Raw genomic sequence first — 19,810 nt, forward strand, 5'->3', positions numbered from 1 at the left:
TCTATTTTCTCTTCGCGATTTTCTTGGCGCTGCAGCCGTGCCATAAGGTCGGCCATGACAAAGATCGACCGCACGCCCAGCAAGAATGATTTCGAGCATGTGACCGAATGGGTCTTCGACCTCGACAACACGCTCTACCCGCATCACATCAATCTCTTCGCGCAGATCGACAAGAACATGACGGCCTATGTCGCGGCGCTGCTGCAGATGGAGCACGACGAGGCGCGCAAGCTGCAGAAGCAATATTATCTCGAACATGGGACGACGCTGCAGGGCCTGATGATCCATCACGGGATCGATCCCAACGACTTCCTCGAAAAGGCGCATGCGATCGACTATTCGGCGCTGACCCCGCAGCCGGAGCTCGCCGAAGCCATCAAGGCGCTGCCGGGGCGCAAGTTCATCTTCACCAACGGCAGCGTCCAGCATGCGCAGGCAACGGCCGGCGCGCTCGGCATTCTCGACAATTTCGACGATATTTTCGATATCGTCGCGGCCGATTACCTGCCGAAGCCGGCGCAGGCAACTTATGACAAGTTCACGGCGCTGAAGAAGGTCGAGACCGACAAGGCCGCCATGTTCGAGGATCTGCCGCGCAACCTCACGGTGCCGAAGGCGCTCGGCATGCAGACCGTTCTGCTGGTGCCGCGCAACCTGGAGGAAACGGTCGTCGAATGGTGGGAGAAGACGAGCGGCGAGGACGATCACATCGACTTCGTCACCGACGATCTCGCTGATTTCCTGAAGAAGATTACCGCCTAGCTTACTAAAGTTTCATCCATCTTACAGATGTTTAACTGGGCCGTGGCGCGGTTCGGCCCTACCTTTCGTAGCGAGGGACATCCTACGAAAGGACGCACTGACATGTACCGCAACAAGCTTATCCTGACGGCGCTTTCCTCTGTTCTCCTGCTCGGCGCAGCCGCCGGCGCGAGCTTCGCCGCCCCCGGCGACCGGCCCGACCGTCCGGGGCACCACGGCAGGATGGAGCATGGCATGATGGGCGGACCGCGCGGCGCCGCCTTCCGCGAAATCGCCTTTGTGCGCATGCTGAAACAGTTCGATGCCAACAAGGACGGACAGGTTTCCAAGCAGGAGGCGACCGACGGCATGGAGAAGATCTTTGCCGCTATCGACACCAACCATGACGGTTCCCTCACTCCGGGCGAAATCCGCGATTACCGCCAGGCCCAGTTCAAGGCCCGCCGCGAAGCCGTCTCGGCCCAAAAGGGCGATGCCGATGAGAACGCCGCCGCGGCGACCGCCGACGACAGGGATCACGGCCGCCACGGCCGTCATGGAATGCGCATGCGCATCATGGGCGCTTCGCTGATGATGCATCGCATCGACACCGACGAGAACGGCCAGATCAGCAAGCAGGAGGCGGAAACCGCCTTCAACAAGTTCTTCGACCGGATGGACCGCAACAAGGACGGCGTGATCTCGATCGACGACATGCCGGACCGACCCTTCCTCTAAGGACCGTCCGGCTTCACCTTCGATATCGCGAGGGGTTTGCCCCTCACCCGGAACCCTCTTCCCGCCCGCGGGCAGAGGGTTTTTCGCTGCGGGGCCGCAGCTTTGCCGGAACAGATTTATTCGCGGTGCTCGTAAAAGTCCTGGACGATCTTCCAGGCCTCGTCGGCGGTATCGACAAAGCTGATCAGGTTGACGTCTTCGGGCGCGATCGTTCCGAATTCGGCAAGCGCATCGAAATTGATGATGCTGCGCCAGAATTTCGAGCCGAAGAGCAGCAGCGGGATGCGCTCCATGCGGCCGGTCTGGATCAGCGTCAGGCATTCGAAGAATTCGTCCAGCGTGCCGAAGCCGCCGGGGAAGACAGCAACCGCCTTGGCGCGCACCATGAAATGCATCTTGCGGATTGCGAAATAGTGGAAGTTGAAGCTGAGCTCGGGCGTCACATAGGCATTCGGCGCCTGCTCGTGCGGCAGCACGATATTGAGGCCGATCGAGGGCGCGCCCTCATCCGCTGCCCCCCGGTTTCCCGCCTCCATCACGCCCGGACCGCCGCCGGTGACGACGACATATTCGTGGAAATCGAAGCCGGCGGCATAACGCGAGCACAGGCGGGCAAACTTGCGGGCCTCGTCGTAATAGACCGATGCGGCTTCCAGGTTCGCGCGCTGTGTCTCGTTGCGGGCGGCCCAGGCGCTCTGGCCGGGGGCGGGAATGCGAGCCCCGCCGAACATGACGACCGTCGACTTGATGCCGCGCTCGGCCATCATCATCTCGACTTTCAAGAGTTCGAGCTGCAGGCGGATCGGGCGCAGTTCCTCACGGCAGAGGAAATCCTCGTCCACATAGGCAAGACGATAGGCCGGCGAGAGCGTCTGCGGCGTCTTTGGAACCGCTTCCGCGCGCTGCCTGTCGCTCGAACTGCTCTTCAACGGGTCCCAGACACCGTCCTTGCGCCGCGCGCCGCCGTTTCTTGCCTTTGCCATGTCGAAATGCCTTTCAGTATCACCGGCCACAAGTGACCGGATATGTCGCTATAACGCCTTGAATCCAGATATGATCTTGTCCGAAAAATCATTCCATTTTACGGGCGCATGCTGTAGATCGGGTGACGACCCGCCAACCGCAATTCCGGAGACTCCGCCGTCTCCACGATAAAGATCGAAGTTTAAGGAATTCTCATGAGCGCCACCGACCTCGCATCCCTCGAAAAGACCATCGAAACCGCCTTCGACAATCGCGACAATGTGAACATGTCGACGAAGGGCGAAGTGCGCGATGCGGTCGAGGCAGCGCTCAATCTGCTGGACGCAGGCAAGGCGCGCGTGGCCGAACGCGGCGCCGACGGCGCCTGGAAGGTCAATCAGTGGCTGAAGAAGGCCGTATTGCTCTCCTTCCGTCTCAACGACATGGAAGTGGTCAAGGGCGGTCCCGGCCAGTCGACGTGGTGGGACAAGGTTCCCTCGAAATTCGAAGGCTGGGGCGAGAGCCAGTTCCGCGCCGCCGGCTTCCGCGCCGTGCCGAACGCGGTGGTGCGCCGCTCGGCCTATATCGCTCCGAACGCCATCCTGATGCCGTCCTTCGTCAATCTCGGCGCCTATGTCGGCGAAGGCACGATGGTCGATACCTGGGCGACGGTCGGCTCCTGCGCGCAGATCGGCAAGCACGTGCATCTTTCCGGCGGCGTCGGCATCGGCGGCGTTCTGGAGCCGATGCAGGCCGGCCCGACGATCATCGAGGACAATTGCTTCATCGGCGCGCGTTCCGAAGTCGTCGAAGGCTGCATCATCCGCGAAGGCTCGGTGCTCGGCATGGGCGTCTTCATCGGCAAGTCGACCAAGATCGTCGACCGCGCCACCGGTGAGATCACCTATGGCGAAGTACCGCCCTATTCCGTCGTCGTGGCAGGCTCGCTGCCATCGGACAAGACGATGGCAAACGGCCTGGCCGCGCCGAACCTCTATTGCGCCGTGATCGTCAAGCGCGTCGACGAGCAGACCCGTTCCAAGACGGGCATCAACGAGCTGCTCAGAGATTGATGACAGCCCGAATTTGATTCGGTAAACAAGCGGCGTCTTTTGGGCGAGGCGGCCCTGCGCCTTGCCACGCCTTTGCCATTCCCACCGGATAATTCCACCGTCATGACCGCTACGAATCCTGTCGCCAACCTTCAGACCCTGATCCGTTGCCCGTCCGTGACGCCGGCGGAAGGCGGCGCGCTTTCCGCGCTGGAAGCCATGCTTTCGCCGCTCGGTTTCACGGTCGAGCGGATGGTGGCGACAGAAGCCGGCACGCCCGACGTGGAAAATCTCTATGCCCGGCTCGGCACCGAAGGGCCGCACCTGATGTTTGCCGGCCATACCGATGTCGTGCCCGTCGGCGACGAAGCGGCCTGGACGCATCCGCCCTTTGCCGCCGAGATCGCCGGTGGCGAGCTGTTCGGCCGCGGCGCAGTCGACATGAAGGGCGGCATTGCCTGTTTTGCCGCAGCCGTTGCCCGCCATGTCGAAAAACACGGGCCGCCGAAAGGGTCGATCTCCTTCCTGATCACCGGCGACGAGGAAGGCCCGTCCATCAACGGCACGATCAAGCTCCTGCAATGGGCTGCCGGACGCGGCGAGACCTGGGATGCCTGCGTCGTCGGCGAGCCGACCAATCCGAACAGGCTCGGCGACATGATCAAGATCGGCCGGCGCGGTTCGCTCTCGGGAAAGATCGTCGTACACGGCGTGCAGGGCCATGCGGCCTATCCGCATCTTGCCGACAATCCCGTGCGCGGCATGCTGCAACTGACCCAGGCGCTCATGGACCCGCCCTTCGATGCCGGCACCGACAATTTCCAGCCGTCCAATCTCGAAGTGACGACGATCGATGTCGGCAACCCGGCAACGAACGTCATTCCGGCCAGGGCTTCGGCAAGCTTCAACATCCGCTTCAACGATACCTGGACGGCCGACACGCTGCGGGCCGAGATCGTCAGGCGCCTCGATGCCGCCGCTGCCGGCGGCACCTTGCGGCCGGGCCGCGCGCCGGTCAGATACGAGATCGTCTGGGCCGACCGGCCAAGCCACGTCTTCCTGACGCGCAACAATGCGCTGATCGCCTCCCTGTCCTCGGCGGTCGAGAGCGTCACGGGCGCAGCGCCGGCGCTATCGACCACCGGCGGCACCTCGGACGCGCGTTTCATCAAGGATTATTGCCCGGTCGTGGAATTCGGCCTTGTCGGCCAGACCATGCACATGGTCGACGAGCGGGTTGCCGTTGCGGATCTGGAAACGCTGACGGCGATCTACGAGACTTTCATCGAACGATGGTTTGAGAGTACCGGGGTTTGAGAATGCCGGGCTTCAGAGAGGTTCAATATTATCTCGCCGGCATCTGGCTGCTGATCAAACTCGATCCGCGCGGCTTCCGCTTCCTCGATATATCCGATCGTGGCGTCAACCGTTCCTTCTGGGCGATCGTCTGGTGCCTGCCGCCGACCGGTATTTACTGGCTGTCGTGGCGCAATGCCTTCCTCCGCTCGATGCCGCCGGAGACGAATGTCGGGTTTCCGTTCTATTTCCGGCTTGGGCTCGTCGAGCTTGCGAACTGGTTCGTGCCGCTCGTCTTTGCAGGGCTCTTGCTGCTCGCCTTCCGCATGGGCGAGCGCTTCGCGCCTGTTGTCGTCAGCGTCAACTGGCTGGGCGTGCCGCTTGCCTATATCAACGGGCTGCTGCTGGCGCTCGCCTTTTTCCTGCCGGGCTCCGTCGGCATCGTATCGCTGCTGCTGCTGGTCTTCATGCTGGCGCAGGTCTTCGTGCTGGCGCGCATTCTCCGGATGATCTGCCACGGCCATGCCCTGATGGTCGGCGCCCTGACGCTGGTGCTGCTGGTGCCCTCGATGATGCTGTCGGAATACCTGCAGAATTTTCTCGGCATCTATCCCGCATGAATCAGGAAAAATCGTCCTCGTCGTCGGCAGGCCTGCGGCGATCGGTGATTACCTCGGGATAATCGACCTGCATGAAATAGAGCCCGTCCGGCGGCGCCACGGGGCCGCAGGCCTTGCGGTCGCGCGCATCGAGTGCCGCGCGCACATCGGCGGGCGTCCACTTGCCCTCGCCTGCCAGTTTCAACGTTCCGGCAAAGGAGCGGATCTGGTTGTGCAGGAAGCTCTGGGCCGTCGCACGGATCTCGATGAGCTCGCCGTTGCGGGTCACGTCCAGCCGGTCGAGCGTGCGCACCGGGCTGTTGGCCTGACAATGGGCCGAACGGAAGGTCGAAAAATCGTGCTTGCCGACAAGCGTCTGGGCGGCGGCATGCATGATCTCGTGATCCAGCGCCTTCGGCACCCACCAGGCCTTGCCCGCTTCCAGCGCCAGTGGCGCGCGGCGGCTGACAATGCGGTAGAGATAGTGCCGGCGCAGCGCCGAAAAGCGGGCGTCGAAGAACTCGCTCGCCACGTCGACATCGAGGATCGCCACCTTTTCACCGGCAAGCTTCAGATGGGCGTTCAGCGCATTCTGCAACTTGAAGGGCAGCCAGTCCTTCGAAAGGTCGGCATGGATGACCTGACCCATGGCATGAACGCCGGAATCGGTGCGTCCGGCACCGCGGATGGAAACGGTATCGCCCGATGCCGAAAAGATCGCCTGTTCGATCGCGCCCTGTACCGAAGGCCCGTTGTCCTGCCGCTGCCAGCCGACATAGGGGCCGCCGTCATATTCGACGATCATGCGGTATCGCGGCATCAGGCGAGCCTCGTGCCCGCGGCAAGCGGCGTGCCGCGCAGGAAGTCGGCCGATGCAAGCGGCTTGCCGCCAGCCTTCTGAAGCCTGGTGAGGCGAACGGCACCGGCGCCGCAGGCAACGACGAGATCGTCCGACAGAAGCGTGCCGGCGGCGCCCTCGCCCGGCGCAGGCTCGCAGCCGAGCACCTTGACGCGCTCCGCCTTGCCGTTGCTGTCGAGCTCGAACCAGGCGCCGGGGAAGGGTGCCAGACCGCGAATATGATTGTGGACGTCCCTGGCGTTGCGGCTGAAATCGATGCGGGTTTCGGCCTTGTCGATCTTGGCGGCATAGAGCACGCCTTCCGCCGGCTGCGGCGTCAGCGGCAGATCGCCCATTTCCAGCTTGACCATGGCCTCGGCCATCGCCTTGGCGCCCACATGCATCAGGCGGTCGTGCAATTCGCCTGCCGTCATGTTCGGGCCGATCTCGACTTCGCGGGTCAGCGCCACATCGCCGGTATCGAGGCCCTTGTCCATTTTCATCACCATCATGCCGGTCTTTTCGTCGCCGGCCATGATCGCCCGCTGGATGGGGGCCGCGCCGCGCCAGCGCGGCAGCAGCGAGGCGTGGCCGTTATAACAGCCGTAACGCGTGCCGGTCAGGATAGCCTCGGGCAGCAGCAGCCCGTAGGCGACGACGACGCCGACATCGGCGCCGAGCGCCCGGAACCGCTCACGCTCATCCGGATCCTTGAAATTGACCGGGGTAAAGACCGGCAGGCCAAGCAGTTCGGCCGCCTGATGCACGGGAGACTTCTGCAGGTCGAGGCCGCGCCGCCCGCCCGGCCGTGGCGGCTGGGTATAGACGGCGACGATCCGATGGCCGGCCTCGACGAGCAGGCGCAGCGTCGGGACGGAAAAGTCGGGCGTTCCCATGAACACGATACGAAGAGACATTCTATCTCGCCAATTGAGGATCAGCCGTCTTCAAACGGGTTTACGAGCCTGAGATCAAGCCCCTCGAATTCTTCCGCAGCGCTGCCGTCGGCCCGTTCAGAGCGCCTTGGATTTGGCCGCCTTGGTGAACTTCTTGATCACCATCTCACGCTTCAGCCGCGAGATATGATCGATGAAGAGCACGCCGTTCAGGTGATCGATCTCGTGCTGGAGACAGGTCGCAAGAAGTCCGTCGGCCTCGACGCTCTGTTCCTTGCCGTCGCGGTCCAGATAGTTGACCGTGACTTTGGCGGGGCGTTCGACCTCCGCATAATAGTCGGGAATGGACAGGCAGCCTTCCTCGTAGACGGAACGTTCGTCGGAGGAGCTGACGATCTCCGGATTGATGAAGACGAGCGGCTGCTTCTCCTCGCCTTCCTTCGAAAGATCGATGACGAGCATGCGGCGGGCAACGCCGATCTGGATCGCGGCAAGGCCGATGCCCGGTGCGTCATACATCGTCTCCAGCATGTCGTCGGACAGGCGCTGGAGATCGGCATCGACCCGCTCGATCGGCTTGGAAACCTGGCGGAGGACGGGATCGGGAAGAATGATGAGTGGCTTGATGGTCATGGCGTTCCCATAACGCATCTTTTCACACTAGGGAATCATCCGCCGGGCAGGGATTGCGGTTTTTTGCAGCCTGCCCGGGGATTTTGGGAGGATTGTTCACGCCGCGCGGCGAGCCGCACCGGTGGCGGGCCGGCTTTCGGCGCGGGCACGGAAACGCTGCAGCAGTTCGATGAGGTTCTCCACCTCGTCCTTCAGCCTGCGGGTTTCTGCCGACGTGCGCTCCACCATGCCGGAATTCTGCTGGGTGATGGTGTCCATGTTGCGGATCGCGACGCTGACTTCGTTCACGCCGGTCGCCTGATCGCGGGCGGCGGCGGCGATATCGGCAACGAAGCTGTTGATGATATCGATGCGGCTGATCATGTCGCTCAGCGCCTCGCCGGTGCTGCTGACGATGTTGACGCCTTCGTTCACCTGCGTCGAGCTTTCGGAAATCAGGTTCTTGATCTCCTTGGCCGCATCTGCCGTGCGCTGGGCCAGCTGGCGGACTTCCTGCGCGACGACGGCAAAGCCCTTGCCGGCATCACCGGCGCGTGCCGCCTCGACGCCGGCATTGAGCGCCAGCAGGTTGGTCTGGAAGGCGATCTCATCGATGACGCCGATGATCTTGGCGATCTCGGTGGAGGACTTCTCGATGCCGGCCATCGCCGAAACGGCGCTGGTGACGAGTTCGCCGGAATTCTTGGCCTTCTCCTGCGTTTCGCGCACGGCGCCGGAGGCCTTCTCGGCATTGGCGGCGGTCTGGCTGACGCTGACGGAGAGCTGCTGCAGGGCGGCCGAGCTTTCCTCGACGCCGGCGGCCTGCTGGGCGGTGCGCAGGGCGAGATCGTCGCTGGCCTTGGAGATCACATCGGCGCCGCCGAGAATGTGGCTGGACGTGGTGCGCACGGAGGTGAAGGAATCGCGCAGCGCGCCCACGGCCCTGTTGTAATCCTCGGCCATCGCCTTGAAGTCGCCGGGCAGGTCGGAGGGAAGCGTGGCTTCGAGATCGCCGCGCGACAGGGCTTCGAGACCGCGGCGCAGATGTTCCAGCGCCAACGCCTGATCGGCTGCCGCGCGGGCGCGCTCCTCTTCCAGTACGCGGCGCTTTTCCTCGAGCGCATCGAGAGAGACCGAGATCGAATAGTCCATGTCGAGCATCGCCGCCTTGATGACGGCGGTCAGCTTTTCGGCGAGCGCCTTTCCGTGCTGGCGCGCGAAGAGCGAGGGCCACTGCTTCTCCATCAGGCCGCGGACAAGCTCGGACATGACGAGCGCATAACCGCCGATATACCAGCGCGGCTCCAGGCCGATGCGGGCATGGGTGCGGCCGACGGCCGTGACGCCGTTCACATAGCTCTGGTCGAAATTGCCGCCAGACAGATTGCCCCAATGTTCCTGCTGGCGCTTCTTGGCGTGGCTCATATGGGCCTTGTCGGAAAAGAAGCCCGCGACGGCCGGCGTCTTGGCAAGCTTGCCGTAGAACTTGTCCAGGGCGCCTCCGAGCAGTTCCGAGATCGCCGGCCGCAACTCCCGCAGGTTCTTGCGTGCCTCATCGTCAAGCTCAATGAAGTCAAGGCGCTGCCTGAGGGCGTTATCGGTCTGCTGGGAAGTCATGGGGATCTCTTGTCTGGCGCGAATGCGGAGGGAAATTACCACGCCAGATTTGGCGAATATGGTTTAGCAATCGTTAAGTGCGGCCGCTAATTTTTCTTCCGTTACAGCGAGGTAGCGCGACGACCGGCAACAGGCCACGGTGGATTGTTCACGGTTTGATCTGGATATCCGCGCAGTTTTTGTTATGGTGCGGCATGACCACGACAGCCGACTCACTCACCATTTCCCTGCCCATGCTGAGCCCGGGCGTGCTTGCGCTCGCCGGCGGAGCACTCGCCGTCATCATTCTCGCGACGATCGTGTTTGCGCTGCGCAATGCCGGCATTCGCCGCGAGGAGGCGGAAGAGGCCAATCTGCGCGCGGCCGAAAGCGACGCACGCATGGCCGAGCTTCTGAAAATCCAGGCGGAGATGCAGGGGCGCATTTCGACGATGGCGGAGGTTTTCGGCGCGCGGCAGGCCGAGCTCAACCAGGCGATCAACCAGCGGCTCGACGGCATGTCGCAGCGCATGAGTTCGACATTGACCGAGCAGACGAAATCGACGCATGACAACCTGCAGAAGCTGCAGGAGCGCCTGGCCGTCATCGATGCGGCCCAAAGCAATATTCAGACGCTCGCCAAGGATGTCGTCGGGCTGCAGGCGATCCTTTCCAACAAACAGACGCGCGGCGCCTTCGGCCAGTCCCGCATGGAAACGATCGTCGCCGACGGATTGCCGATGGGCGCCTATGCCTTCCAGCAGACGCTTTCCAACGGCTCGCGGCCGGACTGCACGATCCGGATGCCGAACGGCGCTCCGCCGCTGGTGATCGACGCCAAATTTCCGCTGGAGGCCTGGAATGCGATCCGCGACGCCGGCAGCGCCGATGCCGGCAAGCTTGCCGCCCAGCAATTCCGCCGCGACATGGACATCCACATCAAGGACATTTCCGACAAATACCTCATCCAGGGCGAAACGCAGGACACGGCCTTCCTCTTCGTTCCCTCGGAATCGATCTTCGCGGAAATCCACGAGAATTTCGAAGCGATCGTGCAGAAGGCGCACCGCGCGCGCGTCGTCATCGTTTCGCCTTCGCTGCTGATGCTGTCGATCCAGGTGATCCAGGCCGTATTGAAGGACCAGCGCATGCGGGCGCAGGCGCATGTCATTCAGGGCGAGGTCGCCCTTCTGATGGACGACCTTGGCCGGCTCGACGAGCGCGTGCGCAAACTGCAGGGCCATTTCTCGCAGACGCAGCGCGACGTGGACCAGATCATCACTTCGGCGGACAAGCTGACCAAGCGCGGCGCGAAAATCGAGGCGCTGGAATTCGAGGGTGGCGACGGCAGGCCGGCCCGCGAGAACGAGGCCCCGCCTAAATCCGTCGAAAGCCGGACCGGGCTGCTGAAGCTCAGGGTGGTTGACGAGGAGTGATCGCTTCGGCAGTGTCGCGGCCCGAAGCAAGGGACGACATTCCATGATTACAGTTTTCGGCTCCATCAACATGGACCTCATCGCGACCACCGAACGCCTGCCGAAACCGGGCGAAACGGTTGCCGGCAACAGCTTTGCAACGGCGGCCGGCGGCAAGGGCGCCAATCAGGCGCTCGCCGCGCGGCGGGCAGGCCGCTACGTCCACATGGCGGGTGCTGTCGGCAAGGATGCCTTTGCCGAAGGCGCGCTCGAGCTTCTTGACGCGGCCGGCACCGATCTTTCCCGTGTCAGCCATGTCGAGGGGCCGACAGGCACGGCTCTCATTCTGGTGGGCGGCGACGGCGAGAACATGATCGCCGTCATTCCGGGCGCGAACGGCAAGGTCAGCGGCGACAATGCCGAGGCAGCCGTCAACGCCATGGACCAAGGCGATATTCTCATGCTGCAACTCGAGGTTCCCGTCGAAGCGGTCGAGCGCGCGCTGGCCGCCTCCCGCGCCAGGGGCATTACCAGCATTCTCAATCTCGCTCCGCTTATCCCGGACGCACCGCGCCTCGGGCGGCTGGCCGATATCGTGATTGCCAACGAGACCGAATTCGAGCGGCTGGCAGGACAGGAGAACATGAGCGCCGGCGATCGCGAAGCGGCACTGGAGCGGCTGCACGCGCAGACAGGCCAGACCTTGATCGTCACGCTCGGCGGCGACGGTGTCATCGCGATCCGCGACGGCCAGATATCCCGCGCACAGGGCCTTGTCATCGAACCTGTCGATACTGTCGGCGCCGGCGATACGTTTTGCGGTTACTTCGCCGCGAGCCTCGACGAGGGACTGGATTTCGGCTCGGCCCTGCGCCGCGCCGCCGTCGCCGGCTCGCTTGCCTGCCTGAAACCGGGCGCGCAACCGTCTATCCCGCTCGCCGCCGAAGTCGCAGACAGAATATAATCCAGTCTAACCGCGAGCAGTCCATGAAACACCACCCTTAGTTTTGGGGTGGTGTGCCGGTTTTGCTGCCGAAACATAGCAAATTTCATTCAAATTTAAGAGATTTCCGGCGATCATTCTTGAGATCGCCCTCGTCCATCTTCGAGGCGCCTCAACCCGTGGCTGTTCCATGACGGAACGTGTCTTACCCGCTGTGCCGAAGAATGGCCCTTCGGCGCGTCCCTGCCCGAGGAACACATGTTCATTTTCAGAATGAAATCGCTTGCGGCGAAACTGATTGTCATTACCGGTGCCGCCATCGCGCTGGTGCTTGTTGTTTCGAACCTTTTCCTCATCGACCAGACCCGCAGCCGCGTTCAGACCCTCACGCTGGACCAGGCCAATTCGGAAGCCAAGTCGATCGCCAACGAGATCGCTGCCAATGTGGGCGAGCTTGCGAGCGCAGCCCGCACCATGTCGGGTGTCGTCGGACGAGGACATGAGAGCAAGCTGCTCGACCGCAAGGGCATCATCAACATTCTGAAGGCCAATCTCGAACAGAACGCCTTCGCCTTCGGCAGCTGGTTCTGCGAGCAGCTTGGCGCCTTCGACGGCAAGACCACCGAGATCGCCAACAACAACGACGAGGGCACCAACAAGGTCGGCGCCTTCACGCCCTACTGGTCGAAGACCAAGACCGGCGACATCCAGTTCTCGACCTTCGACAACGACTATACCGCCGAATGGTGGAAGCTCGCCGCCGACAGCGGCAAGGGCGCCATCACCGCGCCTTATCTCGCCGAAGGCACCGATGTGCCGACGCTGTTGACCTCGATCGCCTACCCGGTCATGTCGGGCGGCAAGATGATCGGTGTGGAAGGCGTCGACATTTCGCTGAAATCGCTGACCGACAAGGTTCAGGCGCTGCGCCCCTTCGGTACGGGCCGGGTGACGCTGATCGCCCAGAACGGCAACTGGATCGTCGCTCCGCTTCCGGACCTGATGTCGAAGCCCTATGGCGACAGCCCCGGTGCCGCGGACGTGAAGGCTGCGCTTTCTTCCAAGCAGATCGGCCTCGTCAAGAACCTCAGCTTCGACGGGCTCGATCCGTTCGACCGCGTCATCTATCCCTTCTCGGTTCCCGGCCTGAACGCCACCTGGGTCGTGCTCGTCGACGTCCCGCACGCGGCGATGAACGCGCCGGTTCAGGACCAGACCGCGATGATGATCGTCAACGGCATCATCGTGCTCGGCGCCGTGCTGCTCGCCCTCTACTTCGCCGTCCGTTCGCTGGTTCAGCGCCCGCTCGGCGGCCTCGTTTCCAGCGTCAAGGCGCTCAGCGACGGCAAATATGACGAAGCGGTCGCCGGCCAGAACCGCGCCGACGAAATCGGCTCGGTCGCCAAGGCGCTCGAAGGCTTCCGCTTCGCGCTGGCCGATACGCAGCGCCTCGAAGCCGAAGCCGACAACCAGCGCCTTGCCGCCGAAGCCGAACGCGGCCGTTCTGAATCGGAGCGCCAGCAGTCGGTCAGCCTGCAGCGCCACATCGTCTCGATCGTCGGCGCCGGCCTCTCGGAACTGTCGCAGGGCAATCTCGGCCACCGCATCACCGAGGATTTCCCCGGCGAATACGGCAAGCTGAAGCAGGACTTCAACGCCGCGCTCGCGAGCCTTGAGGAAACGATCAACACAATGAACCTCAGCGTCGCCAATATCGGCTCCGGCACGGGCGAAATCAGCAACAGCGCCTCCGACCTCGCCAAGCGGACCGAGCAGCAGGCGGCGAGCCTGGAAGAAACCGCGGCGGCGCTCAACGAGCTGACCGCACAGGTCAATTCCAGCGCCGAGAACGCCCGCACGGCGGCCGATAACGTCAATCTTGCCTGCGAGGACGCCGAGAAGTCGGGCGAGGTCGTCAAGAAGGCGATCGCCTCCATGCACGGCATAGAACAATCCTCGACCGAAGTGTCGCGCATCATCGGCGTCATCGACGAGATCGCCTTCCAGACCAACCTTTTGGCGCTCAATGCCGGTGTCGAGGCCGCGCGTGCCGGTGAAGCCGGCAAGGGCTTTGCGGTCGTCGCCCAGGAAGTGCGCGAACTCGCCCAGCGTTCGGCCAACGCCGCCAAGGAGATCAAGACGCTCATCAATACCTCGGCCGTGCAGGTCAAGGAAGGCGTCGATCTCGTCGGTCGCGCCGGCGATACGCTGCACAAGATCGCCAAGCAGGTGATGAGCATCAACGGCCTCATCCGCCAGATCTCGGCATCGGCCAGCGAACAGGCCGTCGGGCTGAAGGAAATCAACCAGGCCATGAACCAGATGGATCAGGTCACGCAGCAGAACGCGGCGATGGTGGAAGAAGCCACCGCAGCCAGCGTCACGCTGAATGACGAGGCCCAGACGCTGAAGGCGCTGGTCGCCCGCTTCCGCGTCTCCGGCCAGGGCAGTGCCGCTGCGCTGCGCTCCACCGCGCAGCAGATGCGCGCACCGGCAGCCGCTCCGGCGGCGCGGCCCGCCGCGCCCGCACCGCGCCGGGCCGTTGCCCAGTCGCGCGGCTCGGCCGCCGTCGCTCAGGACAATTGGGAAGAGTTCTGATTGCCGGTCGCATGACATGACAAAGGCGCCTGATCCCCCAGGCGCCTTTTTTGCATTGCGGACAGCCGCCAAGCCTCAAGCGGCGTTCGACGTCTGCTCCTCGTTGAGGAAGGCGTAGATCGCCGAGGCGGACTCGGTCGCGCGCAGCTTGGCGACCAGATCGTGGTCGCGCAGCACGCGGGCGATGCGCGAAAGCGCCTTCAGGTGATCGGCGCCGGCACCTTCCGGCGCCAGAAGCAGGAAGACCAGATCGACCGGCTGATCGTCCAGCGCTTCGAAATCGACCGGCTGTTCCAGCCGGGCGAAGATGCCGACGATGGAGTGAATATTGGTGAGCTTGCCGTGGGGTATGGCGATGCCGTTGCCGACGCCGGTCGAACCCAGGCGCTCGCGCTGCAGGATGACGTCGAAGATTTCCCGCTCGGAAAGCCCCGTGATCCTGGAGGCTTTTGCTGCCAATTCCTGAAGCAACTGTTTCTTGGAATTTACCCTGAGGGCGGGAATGATCGCATCCTGGTGCAGCAAATCTGCCAATGCCATTTCTTTTTCCTTCTGTCGCCGAATTCAGGCAGCGGAGGAAGCGGCGGTTGCGCCGCCTCCCCGTTCTGACTTCAGCCTTTGATATTGGCCGAATCGATCCAGCCAATATTTCCGTCGTGACGACGGTAAACGATGTTGAGCTGTTCCTTGCCGGGGCTGCGGAACAGGAGGAGCGGCTCGTCGGTCATGTCGAGCGCCATGACTGCGGTTGCGACGGACATCGTCTTGAGCTGCTTGGTGCTTTCGGCAACGATGGCCGGAGCGAAATCGTCCGGGACCTCGTCTTCGTGATCGGGAACCGCGTCCATGACGGTGTAGGCGACTTCCGCGAAGCCGTTACCGTTCAGGTGATTTCCGGCGTGGTGATCCTTGAGCTTCCGCTTATAGCGGCGCAGGCGCTTCTCGATCCGCTCGGATGCCGCATCGAAGGCAAGCTGCGGGTCCATGGCCTCGCCTGCCGCATGCAGCACGACGCCGCTGTCGAGATGAAGCTTGCAATCGGCAGAAAAGCGAGAACTCGACTTTTCCACGATCACCTGACCGGAATATCCCCCGTCGAAGTATTTCGTGACGGCCAAACCGATTTGGTCCTCGATCTTTTGACGGAAGGAGTCACCAATTTCCATATGTTTACCGGATACACGCACACTCATGGAGTTTCCCTTCTTATGTAGTTTGCGAGTATCAGTTTACGCCAAGCCTCAACCTCATCCAAGCACTTCGCGCAATCTCAAGCAAGATCGGCTGAAGTCCGCGCGTCCCTGGTGCCCTGAGGATGATGGGGATAATGTCCGGACGCCCTTCGCCGCTCCGATTGCGGCGGGCTTCTAGCGACAGCACCCCGGAAAGTCAAGAGCCCGGCGAGGCGACGACAAGCATACGCGGAAAACGTGCAATGAAAATCCCCATAAATTGGGATGTTTAAGCGACCCGCAACTCAAGGCACCGGCCGACGATTCGCGCCTGCGTTGCGCCTCAGAAACCGGCGACCTTGGCCAGCGCACGCTTTTCCCTGCGGCGCTGGACGGAAGAGGCGATGTTCATCGCCTCCCGGTATTTGGCGACGGTGCGACGGGCGAGGTCGATCCCGCCCTGCTTGAGCATATCGACGATGTCGTCGTCGGAAAGCACCGCATCGGGGCTCTCCTGCAGGATGAGCGTGCGGATCTTGTGGCGAACGGCTTCGGCGGAGTGACTGTCGCCACCCTCGACGGCGCTGATCGAAACCGTGAAGAAATATTTCAGCTCGAAAAGGCCGCGCGGCGTCAGCATATATTTGTTCGAGGTGACACGGCTGACGGTCGATTCATGCATCTTGATCGCTTCGGCCACCGTCTTCAGGTTCAGCGGCCGCAGATGATCGACGCCGTGCACGAGAAAGGCATCCTGCTGGCGCACGATCTCGCTTGCGACCTTCATGATGGTCTTGGCCCGCTGGTCCAGGCTGCGCGTCAGCCAGTTGGCGCTCTGCAGGCACTCGGAGAGGAAGGCGTGATCCTCGCCGTTCTTCGCCACGCGCGAAAAATAGGACTGGTTGACGAGCACCCGCGGCAGCGTATCCGGATTGAGTTCGACCAGCCAGGCCCCGTCCGATGAAGGGCGGACCACGACGTCGGGCATGATCGCCTCGGAAACGCCGGCCTCGAAACCGCTGCCCGGCTTCGGATTGAGCTGCCGGATTTCGGCGAGCATGTCGAGAAGGTCTTCCTCATCGACACCGCAGAGGCGCTTCAGGGTGACGAAGTCTCGCCGCGCCAGCAATTCGAGATTTTCCACCAGTGCCCGCATGGCGGGATCGAAACGATCCTTCTGGCGAAGCTGGATCGCCAGGCATTCGGCAAGGCTGCGGGCAAAGACGCCAGGCGGATCGAGGGTCTGCAGCGCCGAGAGCACGCGCTCGACATCCTCGGCATCGGTGCCGAGACGTTCGCCGGCCTCGGCGACATCGGCCTGCAGATAGCCGGCATCGTCGAGCTGATCGACCAGATTCTGGGCAATCAGGCGGTCGGCCATGTCAGGCAATATAAAGGGTATCTGCTGGGCAAGATGATCGCGCAGCGAGATCTGGCCGGCGACGAAATCATCGAGATCGTAATTGTCGGCGCCTTCAGCGCTGCCCGGCATCGATTTCCACTGGCTGACGAGCTCCGGCGCATCCAGGCGCTGCGGCGCGCCGTCATCGGGGAAGACATTGGTGTAGTTGGCGTCGAGTTCGTCGCTCAGCCGGCTCGGGCTGCCATTGTCGTACCAGTCGCCGGTCAGCGTTTCGCCACGACCCTCGTATTCGCCCTCGCCCGCCTCGTCCGCCTGCTGTGAATACGGTTCTTCCGCAGGCTCGCCACGCTCGCCGGCCTCGCCCTCGCCCGACGGAAATTCCAGAAGAGGGTTCTTCTCCACTTCCTGGGCAATGAACTGGGCGAGCTCGACATGCGTCATCTGCAGCAACTGAATGGATTGCATCAGTTGCGGTGTCATCACCAGGGACTGGTTCTGTCGCAGGAAAAGATTGGCAGACAGGGCCATGGCGGACGCGAAACTCCCTCGATTCCTCCAGGAGACCGCGTCCGAGCAAGGCTTCAGGCCACGGAAATCCGAGTTGGCCCAAAAATTGCTTTTTTATCCTATTTGGTCAAGCGGAACCTATGCCGCGACAGTAATTTTCTGTCGTCCGGGACTGGTTCAGAGACTGAAATTGTCGCCCAGATAGAGCCGGCGCACTTCCGGATTGTTGACGATATCGTTCGCACGTCCATGGGTCAGCACTTCGCCGGCATGGATAATATAGGCCCGGTCGATCAGCCCCAGCGTCTCGCGCACGTTGTGATCGGTGACCAGAACGCCGATGCCACGTGCCGTCAAATGATGCACGAGGTTCTGAATATCGGCAACCGAGATCGGATCGACACCGGCAAAGGGCTCGTCGAGCAGCATGAAGGTCGGGTCGGTCGCCAGCGCGCGAGCGATTTCCAGGCGGCGGCGCTCGCCACCGGAGAGAGCCACGGCCGCGCTCTTGCGCAGCTTGGCGATGTGGAATTCCTCAAGCAGTTCGTCGAGCTTGCGCTCGCGCGTTGCCCTGTCCTTTTCGTGAACCTCGAGGACGGCGCGGATATTCTCCTCGACCGTCAGGCCGCGAAAAATCGAGGCTTCCTGCGGCAGGTAGCCGACGCCGAGGCGGGAGCGACGATACATGGGCATCGTCGTCACGTCGTTGCCGTCGATTTCGATCGTTCCCTCGTCAACAGGCACGAGGCCGGTGATCATGTAGAAACAGGTCGTCTTGCCGGCGCCGTTCGGTCCCAGCAGGCCGACCGCCTCACCGCGCCGCACGACGAGCGAAACGCCGTTGACGACACGACGCGTCGCATAGGTCTTGGTCAGACCGCGGGCAATCAGCGTTCCCTGATAACGGGCCTTGTCGACGGGAGCGGCCGCGGCTTCCGTCGCGGCCCCGCCGGACTTGGTTGATAAGGAGAATAATTTCACGTGAAAGGCCGACTTCTCAGTTCTGCTTTGGCTGCTGACTCGGCTGCGATTTCGGATCGAGCTGAATCTGGACACGACCACCGCAGCTTTCAAGCTCTGCCTGGCCGGTCGCCATGTGAACCGTGAGCTGGCAGCCGGTGAAGACGTTGGGGCCATCGGTCAGCACGACCTTCTTGCCCGTGAGGATAAAGACCTGCGAGGTCATATCGAAATTGCCGTCATCGGCCGTTGCCGTCTGGGTGCCGGAGGTCAGGTAGACCTTGTCCGTCACCAGGATCTTGTCGATATCGGCGCTGCCGGAGGCGAGCGAGTTCGATTGCTCGGCCGCCGGCTGGGCGGCAGGTGTCGCGCCGCCGGCCGCTTGCGGCTGCTTTGCCTTGTCCTTGTAATAGACCGTCATCTTGCCGGCCTGCAGGGTGGTCGTGCCCTGAACGACCTTGACGTCGCCGGTAAAGAGCGCGGTATGTTCCTGGTCGTGGATTTCCAGCTTGTTGCTTTCAATCTGGATCGGCTGATCGCTGGAAAGCTTCATGCCAGGCATCGTCGTCGACTGGGCGGCCGCCCCCGCGACCGACAGGACGAAGGCAAGCGCGCCGGTAATGAAAGCTACGCCGTTCTTGCGAGTTGAAATGCGACAATCTTTTGTCATGTGACCCGGCTCTTTAGGTGCCCTGTTTATGGATGGTGGATGAATCAACATTCATGCGAACATTCCCCTCGAATGTGATCACGCGCCCCTTATCCGTTATATTGAGGGTCTGCGCAACAATCGAAGCATTGTCCTTGGTAATTCTGACGGGATCGTCCGTCGACATGTTTCCGCCCTTGATATCGAGATGGGCGGACTGAAAATTCGCAACGAGGCCGCTGCTCAAGACGAGCGTGAAGGGCGCGGTCATGTGCAACTTGTCGGTGGCGCGATTGAAGTCCGCCGTCGCCGCCGTGACGCGCGCGATCAGGCCGTCATTCATCGGCACGGCAGCCTTGATCGTCTCCAGCGTGATGAAGTCGGGATTGCGGATATCCTGCAGCGCGCGTTCGGCGAGCATCGAATAGTTGATGCCATCGGAGTTGCGGCCGGCGATCGCCGGCTTTTCCATCACGACCTTGCCGTTCTCGATCTTGGCGCCTTCGATCTTGATGGTTTCCGGCAGGTAGGTGCGGATCACCGAGACCGCAATGAAGATGAGGGAAATAATCAGGGCTGCGACCGGCAGCAAAAACTTCAGGCGGCGAACACGCGCGGAATGGAACCGGGCAAGGCCATAGGCGCTGTCCTTTGGCCCAGCATATGCGGGCTTCCCGTTGTTCCTGATCGTATCGAGCATATGCCTGGTCCGTGTGTGATGATCGTGCCGCTTATATAGCAATGCCGGGCGCCAATCACAGTTCGTTTCGCATTATTACATTGGCTTGCCAATATGGATTTTTTTCTGCAACAAGCAACTAAACCGAAAATAGCAGGTTTCCGGGCATTTTCCGGAAGGAGCTTGCGCCTTA

Annotated in this window: 19 protein-coding genes; 8 read left to right on the forward strand and 11 right to left on the reverse strand. The window is 62.3% G+C overall.

The features are described 5' to 3' along the window. The first annotated feature begins 54 nt into the window (after window positions 1-54). Complete coding sequence (locus tag ACFPWW_RS24495; RefSeq protein WP_112565411.1) at window positions 55-762, forward strand: pyrimidine 5'-nucleotidase; 708 nt, start codon at window positions 55-57, stop codon at window positions 760-762. Between the two features lie 102 nt (window positions 763-864). Beyond that, complete coding sequence (locus tag ACFPWW_RS24500; protein ID WP_112565409.1) at window positions 865-1,479, forward strand: EF-hand domain-containing protein; 615 nt, start codon at window positions 865-867, stop codon at window positions 1,477-1,479. A gap of 116 nt (window positions 1,480-1,595) precedes the next feature. Here ACFPWW_RS24500 and ACFPWW_RS24505 read toward each other — a convergent pair whose 3' ends face one another. After that, entirely contained in the window at window positions 1,596-2,462 is an 867-nt protein-coding gene (locus tag ACFPWW_RS24505; RefSeq protein ID WP_112565407.1) for an LOG family protein, read from the reverse strand. 195 nt (window positions 2,463-2,657) lie between these two features. On the opposite strand from ACFPWW_RS24505, the gene dapD reads away from it, so the two are divergent. The 3 genes from dapD (at window position 2,658) to ACFPWW_RS24520 (ending at window position 5,410) form a co-directional block, all read left to right on the forward strand. Further along, a complete protein-coding gene (gene dapD, locus ACFPWW_RS24510) occupies window positions 2,658-3,515 on the forward strand; it encodes a 2,3,4,5-tetrahydropyridine-2,6-dicarboxylate N-succinyltransferase (RefSeq protein ID WP_112565405.1) in 858 nt (285 codons plus the stop codon). Between the two features lie 102 nt (window positions 3,516-3,617). Continuing rightward, the gene (gene dapE / locus ACFPWW_RS24515) at window positions 3,618-4,811 is read left to right on the forward strand and encodes a succinyl-diaminopimelate desuccinylase (protein WP_112565403.1); all 1,194 of its coding nucleotides are present in this window, start codon (window positions 3,618-3,620) and stop codon (window positions 4,809-4,811) included. Window positions 4,812-4,813: 2 nt separating this feature from the next. Further along, the gene (locus ACFPWW_RS24520; RefSeq protein WP_112565401.1) at window positions 4,814-5,410 is read left to right on the forward strand and encodes a hypothetical protein; all 597 of its coding nucleotides are present in this window, start codon (window positions 4,814-4,816) and stop codon (window positions 5,408-5,410) included. A gap of 1 nt (window position 5,411) precedes the next feature. Here ACFPWW_RS24520 and truA read toward each other — a convergent pair whose 3' ends face one another. The 4 genes from truA to ACFPWW_RS24540 form a co-directional block, all read right to left on the reverse strand. After that, a complete protein-coding gene (gene truA / locus ACFPWW_RS24525) occupies window positions 5,412-6,209 on the reverse strand; it encodes a tRNA pseudouridine(38-40) synthase TruA (RefSeq protein WP_377313586.1) in 798 nt (265 codons plus the stop codon). After that, window positions 6,209-7,144 (reverse strand): methionyl-tRNA formyltransferase, encoded by a 936-nt coding sequence (fmt, locus tag ACFPWW_RS24530; protein ID WP_377313588.1) that lies wholly within the window; start codon window positions 7,142-7,144, stop codon window positions 6,209-6,211. Before fmt ends, truA begins: the two co-directional genes overlap by 1 nt. A 96-nt stretch (window positions 7,145-7,240) precedes the next feature. Next, entirely contained in the window at window positions 7,241-7,756 is a 516-nt protein-coding gene (gene def, locus ACFPWW_RS24535) for a peptide deformylase (RefSeq protein WP_112565395.1), read from the reverse strand. Window positions 7,757-7,852: 96 nt separating this feature from the next. Further along, the gene (locus tag ACFPWW_RS24540; RefSeq protein ID WP_377313590.1) at window positions 7,853-9,352 is read right to left on the reverse strand and encodes a methyl-accepting chemotaxis protein; all 1,500 of its coding nucleotides are present in this window, start codon (window positions 9,350-9,352) and stop codon (window positions 7,853-7,855) included. Between the two features lie 194 nt (window positions 9,353-9,546). Here ACFPWW_RS24540 and ACFPWW_RS24545 point away from each other — a divergent pair, with 194 nt between their 5' ends. From ACFPWW_RS24545 to ACFPWW_RS24555, 3 genes are all read left to right on the forward strand, one after another. Next, window positions 9,547-10,767, forward strand: a complete 1,221-nt coding sequence (locus tag ACFPWW_RS24545) for a DNA recombination protein RmuC (RefSeq protein WP_112565391.1) — start codon at window positions 9,547-9,549, stop codon at window positions 10,765-10,767. A 43-nt stretch (window positions 10,768-10,810) separates the two neighbouring features. Next, the gene (locus tag ACFPWW_RS24550) at window positions 10,811-11,710 is read left to right on the forward strand and encodes a ribokinase (protein WP_377313592.1); all 900 of its coding nucleotides are present in this window, start codon (window positions 10,811-10,813) and stop codon (window positions 11,708-11,710) included. A gap of 237 nt (window positions 11,711-11,947) precedes the next feature. Then, complete coding sequence (locus tag ACFPWW_RS24555) at window positions 11,948-14,287, forward strand: methyl-accepting chemotaxis protein (protein ID WP_377313594.1); 2,340 nt, start codon at window positions 11,948-11,950, stop codon at window positions 14,285-14,287. Between the two features lie 75 nt (window positions 14,288-14,362). Here ACFPWW_RS24555 and ptsN read toward each other — a convergent pair whose 3' ends face one another. The 6 genes from ptsN to lptC all read right to left on the reverse strand — a co-directional run bounded on the left by ptsN (window position 14,363) and on the right by lptC (window position 19,638). After that, window positions 14,363-14,827 (reverse strand): PTS IIA-like nitrogen regulatory protein PtsN, encoded by a 465-nt coding sequence (gene ptsN, locus ACFPWW_RS24560; protein WP_112565385.1) that lies wholly within the window; start codon window positions 14,825-14,827, stop codon window positions 14,363-14,365. 71 nt (window positions 14,828-14,898) lie between these two features. Next, window positions 14,899-15,480, reverse strand: a complete 582-nt coding sequence (gene hpf, locus ACFPWW_RS24565; RefSeq protein ID WP_112565383.1) for a ribosome hibernation-promoting factor, HPF/YfiA family — start codon at window positions 15,478-15,480, stop codon at window positions 14,899-14,901. Window positions 15,481-15,802: 322 nt separating this feature from the next. Next, complete coding sequence (gene rpoN, locus ACFPWW_RS24570) at window positions 15,803-17,350, reverse strand: RNA polymerase factor sigma-54 (RefSeq protein ID WP_112753941.1); 1,548 nt, start codon at window positions 17,348-17,350, stop codon at window positions 15,803-15,805. A gap of 156 nt (window positions 17,351-17,506) precedes the next feature. After that, a complete protein-coding gene (gene lptB, locus ACFPWW_RS24575) occupies window positions 17,507-18,310 on the reverse strand; it encodes an LPS export ABC transporter ATP-binding protein (protein ID WP_112705079.1) in 804 nt (267 codons plus the stop codon). A 16-nt stretch (window positions 18,311-18,326) separates the two neighbouring features. Beyond that, the gene (locus ACFPWW_RS24580) at window positions 18,327-18,959 is read right to left on the reverse strand and encodes an LptA/OstA family protein (protein ID WP_112565377.1); all 633 of its coding nucleotides are present in this window, start codon (window positions 18,957-18,959) and stop codon (window positions 18,327-18,329) included. Window positions 18,960-18,972: 13 nt separating this feature from the next. Next, window positions 18,973-19,638, reverse strand: a complete 666-nt coding sequence (lptC, locus tag ACFPWW_RS24585; protein ID WP_112565375.1) for an LPS export ABC transporter periplasmic protein LptC — start codon at window positions 19,636-19,638, stop codon at window positions 18,973-18,975. Window positions 19,639-19,810: the final 172 nt, after the last annotated feature.

Source organism: Rhizobium sp. GCM10022189 (assembly GCF_042656325.1).
Classification (GTDB): domain Bacteria; phylum Pseudomonadota; class Alphaproteobacteria; order Rhizobiales; family Rhizobiaceae; genus Rhizobium.

What these genes read in the sequence shown, in the direction of transcription:
- hpf (WP_112565383.1), bottom strand. Translation starts at nt 15,480, where the DNA reads ATGAGTGTGCGTGTATCCGGTAAACATATGGAAATTGGTGACTCCTTC.
- ACFPWW_RS24555 (WP_377313594.1), top strand. Translation starts at nt 11,948, where the DNA reads ATGTTCATTTTCAGAATGAAATCGCTTGCGGCGAAACTGATTGTCATT.
- ACFPWW_RS24520 (WP_112565401.1), top strand. Translation starts at nt 4,814, where the DNA reads ATGCCGGGCTTCAGAGAGGTTCAATATTATCTCGCCGGCATCTGGCTG.
- dapE (WP_112565403.1), top strand. Translation starts at nt 3,618, where the DNA reads ATGACCGCTACGAATCCTGTCGCCAACCTTCAGACCCTGATCCGTTGC.
- def (WP_112565395.1), bottom strand. Translation starts at nt 7,756, where the DNA reads ATGACCATCAAGCCACTCATCATTCTTCCCGATCCCGTCCTCCGCCAG.
- ACFPWW_RS24495 (WP_112565411.1), top strand. Translation starts at nt 55, where the DNA reads ATGACAAAGATCGACCGCACGCCCAGCAAGAATGATTTCGAGCATGTG.
- ACFPWW_RS24545 (WP_112565391.1), top strand. Translation starts at nt 9,547, where the DNA reads ATGACCACGACAGCCGACTCACTCACCATTTCCCTGCCCATGCTGAGC.
- ptsN (WP_112565385.1), bottom strand. Translation starts at nt 14,827, where the DNA reads ATGGCATTGGCAGATTTGCTGCACCAGGATGCGATCATTCCCGCCCTC.
- truA (WP_377313586.1), bottom strand. Translation starts at nt 6,209, where the DNA reads ATGCCGCGATACCGCATGATCGTCGAATATGACGGCGGCCCCTATGTC.
- ACFPWW_RS24550 (WP_377313592.1), top strand. Translation starts at nt 10,811, where the DNA reads ATGATTACAGTTTTCGGCTCCATCAACATGGACCTCATCGCGACCACC.
- dapD (WP_112565405.1), top strand. Translation starts at nt 2,658, where the DNA reads ATGAGCGCCACCGACCTCGCATCCCTCGAAAAGACCATCGAAACCGCC.
- ACFPWW_RS24580 (WP_112565377.1), bottom strand. Translation starts at nt 18,959, where the DNA reads ATGACAAAAGATTGTCGCATTTCAACTCGCAAGAACGGCGTAGCTTTC.
- rpoN (WP_112753941.1), bottom strand. Translation starts at nt 17,350, where the DNA reads ATGGCCCTGTCTGCCAATCTTTTCCTGCGACAGAACCAGTCCCTGGTG.
- ACFPWW_RS24500 (WP_112565409.1), top strand. Translation starts at nt 865, where the DNA reads ATGTACCGCAACAAGCTTATCCTGACGGCGCTTTCCTCTGTTCTCCTG.
- ACFPWW_RS24505 (WP_112565407.1), bottom strand. Translation starts at nt 2,462, where the DNA reads ATGGCAAAGGCAAGAAACGGCGGCGCGCGGCGCAAGGACGGTGTCTGG.
- fmt (WP_377313588.1), bottom strand. Translation starts at nt 7,144, where the DNA reads ATGTCTCTTCGTATCGTGTTCATGGGAACGCCCGACTTTTCCGTCCCG.
- ACFPWW_RS24540 (WP_377313590.1), bottom strand. Translation starts at nt 9,352, where the DNA reads ATGACTTCCCAGCAGACCGATAACGCCCTCAGGCAGCGCCTTGACTTC.
- lptC (WP_112565375.1), bottom strand. Translation starts at nt 19,638, where the DNA reads ATGCTCGATACGATCAGGAACAACGGGAAGCCCGCATATGCTGGGCCA.